An 11,871-nucleotide genomic window follows, 5' to 3' on the forward strand; every position below is an offset into this window, starting at 1 on the left:
TCTGAGTCGGCTACCGATGATTGTTCAAATCGCCCCTGTGGACTGAGAGTAGGACGAAGGCTAGGATGCACTCAATATAGAATTTCACTGAATAACATCTTTTTTCATATTCATTTATTGAGTGAAATAGAAAGGAAATTAATCTATGAGTAATTCCACTAATCGGAATAGTAAGCCGCCTGAGGTGGGCGTCGGCGCGGTCTCCCGATTATTCGCAGTCCTGCGCTGTCTTGGCGACTGTCCTGAGGGGGGCGAACGCGTCACCCAGCTTGCGCAGCAAGTAGGTCTGTCCCAGCCGACGACACATCGACTGCTGCGCAGCTTGATGGACGAGGGTATGGTCGAGCAGGACCTGCTCAGCAAGCGCTACCGGTTGAGCATCGAATTTTTTGCGCTGGCCGCCAAAGCTGGCAACACCGGAAACTTGCGGGAGGTGGTGCGTCCCAGTCTGCTCCGTTTGTCGGCATCATTGGGGGATTCGTTGTTTTTGCTGGCTCGCAGCGGCTTCGATGCGATCTGTCTGGACCGCAGCGAAGGGCCATACCCGATCCGTACCTTTACCGGCGATATTGGTGGGCGCGTCGCGCTGGGTGTTGGGCAGGGCAGTCTGGCCATTCTGGCCTTCCTGCCGGATGACGAGCGTGAAACCGTCATTGCCTACAACCTGCCAAGGCTCAAGGACTTCCATCTGTACGACGAAGTGTTCATCCGGTCCGAGGTCGAGAACGTGCGGCGCCTGGGTTATGCGGCGCGCAACACGGGTGCGCTGCCGGGCATGGCCGGGCTGGCAGTGCCGATCCTCGACCGCAATGGGCGCGCCGTTGCAGCACTCAGCGTTGCCACCATCAGCGACCGACTGGGCCCGGACCGGCTGCCCACGGTCGTCGAGTTGCTCAAGCGTGAGGCTGTGGCAATCAGTGCACGCATCAACCCGTTCGATCCATCGCTGCGCCAACCGAGCCAGGTGTTCGGGCAGGTGGAGTAGGCGGGCGATTTTGCATTTTTCATGTGTCCGGCATTCAACAAAGACCGGACGCCTGCTTCAAAGGCTCGCCCAGCCAGATGCGGTCCAGGTTTTTGAATCCCCACTGCCTTGAGCATTCGCGACTGATGATGCGGTCATCCTGGTCTGCACTTGCCAGGTCGATCAGAGCGTGTTCGATCGGAACCTTGCGCAATGCCGAGTAGAAAATCCTGACCTTGGGCTTAAGCAAAGAGGCTTGATTCTGCTCGACCACGATCCCCAACCTTCCGCTTTGCAGGCGAACCAGCGAGCCTACCGGGTAGATTCCCACGCACTTGACGAAGGCATGGAAGATCTTTTCGTCGAACAGGCCCGACCATCCGGCCATTTTGCCAATCGACTCTGCCGGACTCCAGCGCGCCTTGTGCAGACGGTCTGAAGTGATCGCATCGTAGACATCGCAAATGGCACCCATGCGCGCGAACAGGCTGATTTGTGAGCCTGCCAGTTTATCGGGTTAGCCCGAGCCATCGTAGCGTTCGTGATGGTGTCGGCAGACGTCAATCACGTGCTCGCTGAACTGACCGCTGCGGCTCAGCAAGTGGACACCGGTTTCAGGATGACGGCGGATGGCGGCGAGTTCGTCATCGCTCAGGTTGCCTGGCTTGCCGAGAATGACGCTCGGGACACCCAGCTTGCCAATGTCCAGCAGCAGCCCTGCGAGCCCCGCCTCATGCACCAGCTTGTCAGGCAAAGCCAGTTGTCGCGCGAGGCCGATCATCAGCGCGCAGACTGCCAGTGAATGGAGGTAGGTGTACTCGTCCGCAGATTTCAGCCGAGCCATGCTGAGCAGTGCATCGGGATGACGCAGCAATGAGTTGGCGACCTCGGTCACCAGATCGTCGACCGCTTCAAGCTCAGCGATACGGCCCATGCGAACATCGCTGAAGATCCGCGCAACGATTGCTTTTGATTGACTGCACAGTTGCATGGCGCGCTCGATTTCTTCGGCCATCGGCACCGTCTGGCAATTGTTGCCGAGCGCGGGCACACCCTCGGATCGTGGTACGGATTCGCCTGATTTGGCGGGAGGCTCTGGCGCGATCACCAGACTGCGCGTGACGTCTATCCAGAGATCCCTGATGCCTGACTCGCGGATGTACTGCACGTCGCGCTCATGGCGCAGCAGAAAGCTTTTGCCGAGGAAACGGGGAGTGACATCCCGCTCGTTCATTTCGTGTATGTACATGCCGAGACGCAGCTCGGCGACGGGAATTTGTCTAAGCACGATTACCACCCACGCAGGTTTGATGTGGATGGGCAGAACGTTCGTCCGTTGAGCGTCCAGACCCGAGGGTCAAACGGAAAATCTGGCGACCAGACGATTCAGGTCCATCGCCAGCCGGGACAGTTCCTGACTGGCAGTGGACGTCTGGCTGGCTGCCGAAGAACTCTGTACCGAAAGGTCGCGAATGCTCACCAGGTTCTCATCGACTGATCGCGCCACCTGCGCCTGCTGTTCCGACGCGGTCGCGATCATCAGATTGCGCTCGTTGATATGGCTGATCGATGTGGTGATTTCCTTGATCGCGACGCCTGCCTTCTGTGCGATCAGCAACGTTGCTTCGGTCTCCTGGTTGCTCTGCTGCATCGATTGAACCGCTTGAGTGGAGTTCTTCTGGATACCCTGAATCATCTGCTCGATTTCCCGAGTGGACGTCTGGGTACGATGAGCCAGCGCCCTTACCTCATCAGCCACCACCGCGAAACCACGACCCTGTTCGCCCGCCCGTGCGGCTTCAATGGCCGCGTTGAGTGCGAGCAGGTTGGTCTGCTCGGCAATCGCCCGGATCACGTCCACCACCTTGGCGATGTTTTGCGCCTGATCCGCCAGCCCCTCTACCTCAGTGCCGGTCCTGTCAACGGTCGCACTCAGCCTTTCAAGCGCATTGATCGTCTGGCTGACGCAATCCTGCCCGGTTTGCGCCGAACGTTCTGATGCTTGCGTGGACTCGGAGGCCGAGACCGCGTTGCGTGCCACTTCCTCGATCGCTGCGGTCATCTGATTGACCGCAGTGGCGGCCTGTTCGGTCTCCAGCGTCTGTCGTTGAATGCCCTGACTGGAATCCTGAGTGATCGAGCTCATCTGTTCGGCTGCCGAGGCGAGCAAATTCGAGGAGTCGGAAATATGCTGGATGGTGCTTTTCAAGCTGGAAAGCATCGCGGCGGTCGCGGTTTGCAAATCGGTCAGTTCATCCGCACCGTTGATGTCGACAGTGGTACGCAAATCACCCTCGGCGATGCGCCGGGTAGAGTCGAGCAATGCCTTGACCGGAATGGCGATGCTACGGGTGAAGAGAGTGGCAACCATGAGGGTGATTATCACGGCGACAATGATCAGCGCGACGGTAAGGCTCCAACCACTGTCATAGTCCCTGTCGGCTGCCAGGCCTGACTGTTCAGCTCCTTTCATGTTGACTTCGATCAACTTTTCTATCGATGCCTGTAGTGCTTTTGCCTGAGGGCTGGTGAAGTCTCGGATGAATACGAATAATTCACTGTTGGATTTGCGTTGGCTAAGTTCAACCAACTCGTCAATTTTTGCAATGTAGGCCACGGCGTCCGCATTGACTTGTTTATAGGCCTGCTGTTCTTCCGGGCTCGATACCATAGGCCCATAAGTTTGCACCGAGCTCAGCAGACTCTTTTTCAATCCGCTGAGTTTATTGACGGACTCTGACGACTGTCGATCATCGTCCATCACGAAGCGCCGCGCGTCCAGGCGGTAAAGCAGGCCAGCGGTTTCGATACGCCCGGCCTGCCTTACGCTGGGCAACCAGTCTGTCTGCAGCTGCACGGCTGACAGATGAACGCCACTCATCTTGTACAGAGCAGTTGCCCCCACGCTTGCCAGCAGTAGACAAATGATGCCGAAACTCAAAAAAGCTCTCAGGTTCAGACCTGTCGTTCTTATTATCATTTTTGGATCCCCTTTTGTCGCCACATCGGGGCAGGGGTTATTCTTGTTGTGGCGACTTGATATCACTCTAGAACGGTATATGTGAAAAAACTATAGTTTGGATGGAAAAGTTTCTGCCCGGACGCAGGTCTTCAATCAAGTCGATTGCTCATAACTAAAAGTCGGACTATTGGCGTCAGCAGAAGTACTATGTGTGCGCTGAAAGTTGTAAAGCTTGCTAACTGATTAACGGTGATTTCAATACGGCGTTCGCCCGGCGGCATGGCGGTTTCTTGCTCTGCCTTTCAGCGTGATCAATGCGATAGTCGTTCGCTCGAAAGGCGAATAGTGCAAGATCATTGTCCTGCACCAGAATACCCTCGCTGAGAACGTTCAAGCCCAACCTGACCGGCTGAGACCGTATGCCTTGAATACCAGAGCCTTGAGGCCGCCATCGGTGCGTGTATCAGGGAACTCTGGCGGGTTTCCCAATCGTTCTTGAAACCGCAGGCAAGGCGCTTCATTCGCCGTATGCTGGATCAGAAAATCCGGTCCTTGCGCAGGGTCGTTCATGCAGGCAAGCACCAGTCCGTTCTCGCTCAGCAACTCCGGCAGGCGACGCAGCACCCGCTGATAATCCTTGTCCAGCATGAAACTGCCTTTCTGGAAGGAAGGCGGATCTATGATGATCAGGTCATAAGGCCCGGACCGCGTCACCTTGGCCCATGATTTGAAAAGATCATGCCCCAGAAACGTCACCCGGTTCAGATCGTGCTCGTTGAGGCGATGATTTTCACGGCCGCGATTGAGCGCCGCACGTGCCATGTCGAGATTGACCACATGGTCAGCACCGCCAGCGATGGCTGCCACCGAAAAACCGCAGGTGTAGGCAAACAGGTTGAGGATGCGCTTGCCACGCGCCTGCGCCTGAACCCATTCACGGCCGTAACGCATGTCCAGGAACAGGCCACTGTTCTGCTTTTTGCCGAAGTCGACTTTGTAGTGCAGGCTGTTTTCGGTAATCACCCATTCGTCGACCACCTCGCCGGTCAGCCATTGAACTGCGCTGTCGGGCAGATAGCGTTGTTGCAGAAGCAGCGTGTGGGCCTTGCTGTTTTCCCACTGCGGCGTCTCGATCAGCTCCGTCAACAGCGCAGTCAACGCTGTGAGCTCCGACGCAGCAGGTTCCTTGAACACCGACACCAGGACCACACCCTGCATCCAGTCGACCGTCACATGTTCCAGTCCTGGCCAGACCCGCCCACGGCCGTGGAACAGACGACGTGTTTCATCAGGGACATTGCTCAATGCGTCGAGCAGATGCTGGTTCAGAATGGAAAGTGCTTCAGGCGTCATGATGGTGATCGGTAATGAAAGGCGGCGTATGGTAAACGTATTTGGTCTGATGGGCATCGCAGCATCAGCGCGGCATATAACGCCGCTGCCAGCGATGAGGAATTGTTAGTGACAACAGCCCCAGCAGCGCCGACAGGACGCCGCTGATCAACAGCGCATCGAGGCCGAAGCGGCGCTCAAGCAACGCACCGATCACTGCCCCGAAAAACATGCCTGCCCAAGGGACCAGTTGCACTCGCCAGCCGTCGCGTCGCTCACCCAACAACCAACGCCCCAGCCCGCGACCGAAGCGAGAGAGCGCCCCGGTGACATACGTCAGGCCAACTGCCAACCCGTTCACCTGTTCCACGGCAGCGTTGAGCATGCCCATCGCCAGAATCGCCCACACCAACGCCAGAATATTGTCCTGCAGGGGCCAGGCTGCCGCGGCGCACAGCAGCGTCGCAATGCTCATCAGCAAGGGCAGGGCACGACGTCCTCCCATGCGTGCGACGATGATCCCCAGCGCGTTGCCGACGATAAAAATCACGATGGCCAGCACCAGACGGTACATCGTCCCCAGATCGCCCTCGCTGATTGCCACGGCCAGACGAGTCGTGTTGCCGCTCATGAATGAAACGAAATCACCCGTCGCCATGAAACCGATGGCGTCCGTCATGCCTGCCAGCACCGACAGGCTCGCAGCGAGTGCCAGGCCGACCCGGCCACGCCACTTCTGCATATGCAAGTATCGAACACGAGCGCTGAGCTTCGCAGGAGGTGGCAGCATTGTGGGGCTCTGGCAGTGGGGGCGCGGTCGTGTTCAGAGAGGCTTGGCGCGCACGATTCTTTTGGCCTTGACCTCATCGGCATACGCCTTGAGCTGATCCGCGTCGCTATAGAGGCGATTGACCAGTTGCAGGATCGCTGTGACATCGACTTCGTTCATTTGCGAGGCCAGCCTGAGTATTTCATCCGCCGTGTTTTCCAGATTGGAGGCCGTGCCCTTGAGGTGCTTTTTCAGCTCCTGGGTCGACTTGTTGAGCGCCATAAAGGGTCCTGTGAGGAATCGATGATTCAGTGCCCGGAGCATGGCTTTTTCCACCGAAACAAGCAATGCGGTGAGAGAAAGGTATTACAAAGTCGGAAAGTGAAGTGCTCGGCAGCGGCGCTGCCAGCAGGGGGCGATGATAAAAGCAGGTGGCCCGGACGTTCCAGCCCAGGCGCAAGGGCAGGGCGAGTCAGTTTTCAGAGGGTCTTCGGGCAGGTTCGAGCGAATCCAGTGCGCGCCTGATCTTCAGCCATTCCTGGCGAGCTTGCGCGTATTTGTTTTCGGCTTCTTTGCGGGTTGCTGCAAAGGCAGCCCAGACTTCGGGGGTAAGCGTGTTTTGGTGCAACAACGAATAGGCACACTCGTTGAGTTCGTCGGCTTCGAAAAACAGCAGGTTGTTCCGTGCGACGGCTTGATCCCATGTCATGCCAGTGAGGTGTTTGAACCTGTCGTGGATCATTGCGAGCTCCCTTTTTGACCCTGACGAGGTGGCTCCTGAGGGCCTCGTCTCAGAACGCACTCGCTGACACCTGAGTGATGTTCCGGATCGTTCCTGACCAGGACGACTGCACGCTCATTCGCGACGTCCGTGAACAGGAATGCTTGCATCAAATGGCGCTGCTTTGAACCACCCGTACGGTTTGCGCGATGAGTGGTTTGTCTGGGCGGTGCAGGTCCGCTCAATCTGTGCGGCAGTCAATCGTCGCGGGTCAGGACCTCCAGGAGTTCTATTTCGAAGCTCAGGTTTGATCCGGGTTTAATGTGCGCCCCCATCTTTCTGTCGCCATAAGCCAGATGAGCCGGCACGAACAACGCGCGACGCCCGCCCACTTTCATGCCCATCAAGCCCAGGTCCCAACCCTTGATGACCCGTCCAGTACCGATAACGCACTGAAAAGGCTTGCCCCTTTCGTGCGAGGAATCGAACACAGTGCCGTCTTCAAGGGTACCGGTATAGTGAGTGGTGATGAGGGCGCCTTTGACCACTGTCTTGCCGTCGCCGATCACCAGATCAGTAACGTGTAGTTCATCGCTCATTGCGTAGTGTCCGTCCCGTGAGTGTGCGGCTGCTTTCTCGCAGAAAACCCGAGCTGTGACAAGCGGGCTGAAACGCAAACGGGGAAGCCATGGCTTCCCCGTCCGGTGTGCAACGCCTGGCTCAGAGGTTTTGCGAGCTGACGATCATGGCCTGAGCGATGTTGTCTTTCTGTTCCTGGGTAAAGCCGTCCCAGATGTTCACTTTGGCATAGTAGCCCAGGCCTGCGAGGCAGTAAATGCTGAGGGTGAACACAATGGCAATCGAGACGAACGTCCAGCGGCCTTCATCGTGCTCGCGGGTGAAATGGCGCGAGTCCATCTCATTCGAGCCGCGTGACAGCAGGCCTGAAGAGAGACGCTTGAGCCATTGAAACAGATGAACGACAACGATGCGGAGCATGGGGTAAACCTCAAATGTTAATAATTGAACGAGCTTCGGCGCCCATAGAGGTGCCGAATGCAAAAGCTGAAAACGCAAAAAGCCCGTCTATGACGGGCTTTCTTTTTATGATTCGTGTCAGGGTGTCGGTTCGGATTCAACGACGGCGCATGCCTTCGCTTTTCGATACCGTTCACATCTGACGTTATTGCAACATTTTAAAACAAATCACTGGGTGGAGCTACCGTAAGCACGCCGTTGTCAGACAACTGGTTGCGCATATGGGTGCGACATAACGTCGCCCGTGCGGACCTGCCTGTCACAGCACCCGGTATTTTTCAGTCAATTCTTGTAATACTTATTCGGCGAGTGAAAGTGATCTGTGTATTGTAGGATCATCGCCCGTAATCAATTTCAGGACCGTATGAATACCCTCCAGGAGCCTCCAAGTTGTACTCCTCTTTCAGCCTGTGGCTGGCCAGTGACCTGCTCTTCACTTGGCGGACTGTTTCATTCAAGCATTGACGTCTTTCCCCTCTTGTACGATGCCCGCTCCGATCGCCATTCGCTCAGCCCAGACGCCCGTCTGCGCGAGGTAATGACTCGCCGCGTGTGCGCCGCAGCGCACGACTCTTACCGCCACCGCTTTCAAGAGGCTGGATAATTCCCATGGAATGGATTGCAGATCCCACGGCATGGCTCGGCCTGCTGACATTGATTGTGCTCGAGCTGGTGCTGGGCATCGATAACCTGGTGTTCATCGCCATTCTGGCTGACAAACTGCCGCCCGAGCAGCGCGACAAGGCGCGGGTCATCGGTCTGTCGCTGGCACTCATCATGCGTCTTGGCCTGTTGGCCAGTATTTCCTGGATGGTAACGCTGACCGAACCGCTGTTCGACATCTTCGATCACACGTTCTCCGGACGAGATCTGATCATGCTGTTCGGTGGTGTGTTCCTGTTGTTCAAGGCCACCATGGAGTTGCACGAACGACTGGAAGGTCACGTCAGCCAGAAGGCTGGCAATGCCACCTATGCGTTGTTCTGGCCAATAGTCGCGCAGATTGTCGTGCTTGATGCCGTGTTCTCGCTGGATGCGGTAATTACCGCAGTGGGTATGGTCGAGCATTTGTCGGTCATGATGATCGCCGTGATCTTCTCTATCGGCCTGATGATGATCGCGAGCAAGCCGTTGACCAAGTTCGTCAACAGCCATCCGACTGTGATCATGCTCTGCCTGGGCTTCTTGATGATGATCGGCTTCAGCCTGACCGCCGAAGGCCTGGGGTTCCACATTCCCAAGGGTTATCTGTATGCGGCCATCGGTTTCTCGATCCTGATCGAAGTCTTCAACCAGATCGCTCGCAAACGCAGCAAAAAGTCGTCCCATGGTCATCTGCCACGTCGTGAGCGTGCGGCCCATGCGGTGATGCGCCTGCTGGGTGGTCGTCGTCTTGAGTCCGGTGATGTCGACGAGGAGATCATCGAGATGCTCGACGGCGAAGGCCCCGAACCGGTGTTCGATCGTCGTGAGCGCGTCATGATCAGCGGCGTGCTGCAGTTGGCTGAGCGGCCGATCCGCACAGTCATGACCCCGCGCGCCGAGGTTGACTACATCGACCTCGCGGACGATGCCGAAAAAATTCGTCTGAAGTTGATGCATTCCTCGTACTCGCGTCTGCCGTTGATCGGCGCTGGCGGTATCGACGAGCCGTTAGGCTTTGTGCACAAGAAAGAACTGTTCAAAGAGCTGTTGTCCGGCAACGAGCCCGACCTTAAGCTGTTGTCGCGTAACGCTGTCAATCTGCTGGACAGTTTCACGATCCTCAATGCGCTGGAGCAGATGCGCAAGGAGTCGACCCACATTGCATTCGTGGTCAACGAGTTCGGCGATTTCATCGGCGTGTTGAGCATGACCGATATTCTGGAGTCGATTGCCGGTCAACTGCCCGACGCCAGCGAAGTCGAGGGGCCTGACATTGTGCTGCAAGGGGATGACTTTGTGGTGTCAGGGGCGCTGAACCTCAGTCTTATCCGCGAGCGCACAGGTTTCCAGGCGGTCGCAACGGATGATTACCAGACTTTGGCAGGGCTGGTCATGAGCCTGTTGGATCGTCTGCCGACGATGGGTGACAGCCTGCAATGGCAAGGCTGGAGTCTGAGGGTGGTGGGTGTCGAAGAGCGTCGCGTCACGCGTGTGCTTTTGCAACGCCAATCTGAAGTCGTCTCAGGCAAGTAACAGAACTGCAAGACCAAAGAACGGGCCATCAAGGCCCGTTTTTTGTTTTCAGTGGCAGGTCATCCGGCAACTGCCGAGCAATCGCAGTCTGGTCTATGCTCCGACCTGCCATGTGGCTTCAGCGCGCAGTCAGCCACCTCACAAGACGGAGACTGCCATGACTGCTGCCTTTACCTTCAACCCCAACCTGACGTACGACGTTGTATCCACCCGCAAGGCTCATCCAGTGTGGCGCATTCGCGAGCGCAAGGTGTATGCCTATCTGGAACACGACCCCCGTCGTGACTGGAGCGGCGAAATAGGCACCTTGAGTCTGGGAGATCCGCAACGTCTGGTTGATCACGACGGCGAAACCATCGCGTATATCGAAGGTGCTGAGGTGCTTGACCCGCAAGGGCACAGATTTTTGCTGAGCGAGGTCAGGGACTGAACGGCGCAACGGTGTTTACAGGGGCGCTATTTACGACGCGGGCGTGAAACAATGGACTCGATGTTCTTGCGGGCAATCAATTTTGGTTGGGCAGGCTCCATCGCCGGAGCTTCGCTGAGCCACTTGAACATCACCAGACAGTCCACCAACCCTAGGCGCGCATGGCTATAAGCCCTGGGCAAGCGGCCGACTGTTTCGAAGCCCAGTTTCAGCCACAAAGCGACCGCTGCCTCGTTGCTGGCGACGAACGAATTGAACTGCATGGCCAGAAAGCCGCTGTCGCGCGCCAGTTGCTGGGAGTGCTCGCACATCAAACGCGCAACCCCGCGGCCACGTGCAGCCTCCGTCACCATATAGCCACAGTTGCAGACATGCGCACCAGGGCCTGCGGCATTGGCTTTCAGGTAATAACTGCCCAGCAGCACGCCATCTTCCTCTGCTGTCAGCGTGTGCATCGGCAGCTTCATCCAAAGATCGCGTGCCTGTTCGAGGCTCAGGGTCGGGTCGTAGGCATAGGTTTCCTGAGCGACGACAACCGCCTTAAACGTTGGCCAGAACTGCTCGAAATCGTCGGTTGTCATGGGGCGAATGTGGATCATGAAGGTCCTTGCTGAAGCCGTGCGAGTGCATGTCGGGGTGGATGTCGAGCCAGTATGCTGATCAAGCATGCAGGTCAGCCCCGTGCACCTTATTCGCTGGGTGAGGGTGGTGCAAGGTGTGCAGACGTGTCTGGGTCATGGAGTCTGCTGGAAAGAAAGAGTCCATCAACCCATGAGGGTCGATGGACGTTTATCAATGTCAGGACGCTGCGGCGGCTGTGCGCCAGTCATCCTCTGCTCCGGTGCCGGATATTATGTGGGTCCATACGATTTTTCTGTAACTGAAATGCACGTCCTGCAAGTGAGTGAAATGTGCGTTACCAGGATCCTGGCAATGGGGCATGTGGTCCTTGATTTTCACGACTGCGGCGTCCTCAAGTGTCGTGGTGTAGTAAAGCTCTTGATCACCACCTTTTGAGGTTCGGTACCACTGTATCTCGATCTCCTTCAAACGCTCTCCTTTGGTAAGTGCCTTCAAGAGTAATGGCGAAGCTCGGTCAAATATCTTGGTGATGCACACCTCACCGTGAACACGCTGGCCGGTAGGTTGTCCTGATTGTGGATCGCTGGGAACGTGCATCGTATGTGCGAAGGCCTGAACCATCGCTTTGTCCTTGTGCGCATCCTGATAGATGTTGCCTACCGATTCCTCTGTAAAGTTATCTCTTGTTAGAATCTTATTGTCGCTGTCAATGATTGTCATGTAAGCAGGTGTTGGCATTGAGCACGTCCCTTGAAAATAGATTTCTGAATTGTATTGCGTGGGTGACGATCGTTGTTCGTAAGCGCTCCATAAACCCCACCTGGCAAAAGATAGGTAAAGCGCTTAGCTGTGAAGTCGAGGTTCGCAGTTCCACGGCAGCAAGGCTTCGTAATCC

General features: G+C 56.6%; 14 protein-coding genes. 3 read left to right on the top strand and 11 right to left on the bottom strand.

What is annotated here, in order from left to right; all coding sequences use genetic code 11:
* Positions 1 to 145 precede the first annotated feature (145 nt).
* Complete coding sequence (locus tag KDX37_RS23705; protein ID WP_231655451.1) at positions 146 to 985, top strand: IclR family transcriptional regulator; 840 nt, start codon at positions 146 to 148, stop codon at positions 983 to 985.
* 34 nt (positions 986 to 1,019) lie between these two features.
* Here the strand turns inward: KDX37_RS23705 and KDX37_RS29560 are convergent, their stop codons facing one another.
* The 9 genes from KDX37_RS29560 to KDX37_RS23745 all read right to left on the bottom strand — a co-directional run bounded on the left by KDX37_RS29560 (position 1,020) and on the right by KDX37_RS23745 (position 7,747).
* Positions 1,020 to 1,439 (bottom strand): HD-GYP domain-containing protein, encoded by a 420-nt coding sequence (locus tag KDX37_RS29560; RefSeq protein WP_319941714.1) that lies wholly within the window; start codon positions 1,437 to 1,439, stop codon positions 1,020 to 1,022.
* A gap of 42 nt (positions 1,440 to 1,481) precedes the next feature.
* Positions 1,482 to 2,252 carry an HD-GYP domain-containing protein gene (locus KDX37_RS29565; RefSeq protein WP_319941715.1) on the bottom strand — a complete coding sequence of 257 codons (771 nt, stop codon included), beginning with the start codon at positions 2,250 to 2,252 and terminating at the stop codon, positions 1,482 to 1,484.
* Positions 2,253 to 2,321: 69 nt separating this feature from the next.
* Positions 2,322 to 3,944, bottom strand: coding sequence for a methyl-accepting chemotaxis protein (locus KDX37_RS23715; protein WP_264759366.1), 1,623 nt, complete (start codon positions 3,942 to 3,944; stop codon positions 2,322 to 2,324).
* A gap of 372 nt (positions 3,945 to 4,316) precedes the next feature.
* Positions 4,317 to 5,279 carry a class I SAM-dependent methyltransferase gene (locus KDX37_RS23720; protein WP_231655466.1) on the bottom strand — a complete coding sequence of 321 codons (963 nt, stop codon included), beginning with the start codon at positions 5,277 to 5,279 and terminating at the stop codon, positions 4,317 to 4,319.
* 64 nt (positions 5,280 to 5,343) lie between these two features.
* Positions 5,344 to 6,048, bottom strand: a complete 705-nt coding sequence (locus KDX37_RS23725; RefSeq protein WP_231655452.1) for a YoaK family protein — start codon at positions 6,046 to 6,048, stop codon at positions 5,344 to 5,346.
* A gap of 33 nt (positions 6,049 to 6,081) precedes the next feature.
* Positions 6,082 to 6,309 (bottom strand): hypothetical protein, encoded by a 228-nt coding sequence (locus tag KDX37_RS23730; RefSeq protein ID WP_231655453.1) that lies wholly within the window; start codon positions 6,307 to 6,309, stop codon positions 6,082 to 6,084.
* Between the two features lie 190 nt (positions 6,310 to 6,499).
* Positions 6,500 to 6,769, bottom strand: coding sequence for a hypothetical protein (locus KDX37_RS23735; protein WP_231655454.1), 270 nt, complete (start codon positions 6,767 to 6,769; stop codon positions 6,500 to 6,502).
* 236 nt (positions 6,770 to 7,005) lie between these two features.
* Positions 7,006 to 7,347: an FKBP-type peptidyl-prolyl cis-trans isomerase gene (locus KDX37_RS23740; RefSeq protein ID WP_231655455.1), complete on the bottom strand. Its 342-nt coding sequence runs from the start codon at positions 7,345 to 7,347 to the stop codon at positions 7,006 to 7,008.
* A 121-nt stretch (positions 7,348 to 7,468) separates the two neighbouring features.
* A complete protein-coding gene (locus tag KDX37_RS23745; protein WP_231655456.1) occupies positions 7,469 to 7,747 on the bottom strand; it encodes a hypothetical protein in 279 nt (92 codons plus the stop codon).
* Between the two features lie 648 nt (positions 7,748 to 8,395).
* On the opposite strand from KDX37_RS23745, the gene KDX37_RS23750 reads away from it, so the two are divergent.
* On the top strand, positions 8,396 to 9,964 hold the full coding sequence (locus KDX37_RS23750; protein WP_231655457.1) for a TerC family protein: 1,569 nt from the start codon (positions 8,396 to 8,398) through the stop codon (positions 9,962 to 9,964).
* Positions 9,965 to 10,121: 157 nt separating this feature from the next.
* Positions 10,122 to 10,394, top strand: coding sequence for a hypothetical protein (locus KDX37_RS23755; RefSeq protein ID WP_231655458.1), 273 nt, complete (start codon positions 10,122 to 10,124; stop codon positions 10,392 to 10,394).
* Positions 10,395 to 10,420: 26 nt separating this feature from the next.
* Here the strand turns inward: KDX37_RS23755 and KDX37_RS23760 are convergent, their stop codons facing one another.
* Both KDX37_RS23760 and KDX37_RS23765 read right to left on the bottom strand, forming a co-directional pair.
* Positions 10,421 to 10,993, bottom strand: a complete 573-nt coding sequence (locus KDX37_RS23760; RefSeq protein WP_231655459.1) for a GNAT family N-acetyltransferase — start codon at positions 10,991 to 10,993, stop codon at positions 10,421 to 10,423.
* A 199-nt stretch (positions 10,994 to 11,192) separates the two neighbouring features.
* Positions 11,193 to 11,714, bottom strand: a complete 522-nt coding sequence (locus KDX37_RS23765) for an Hcp family type VI secretion system effector (RefSeq protein ID WP_231655460.1) — start codon at positions 11,712 to 11,714, stop codon at positions 11,193 to 11,195.
* Between the last annotated feature and the right edge of the window lie 157 nt (positions 11,715 to 11,871).

The sequence above is a fragment of the Pseudomonas californiensis genome, assembly GCF_021147775.1.
GTDB classification, from domain to species: domain Bacteria; phylum Pseudomonadota; class Gammaproteobacteria; order Pseudomonadales; family Pseudomonadaceae; genus Aquipseudomonas; species Aquipseudomonas californiensis.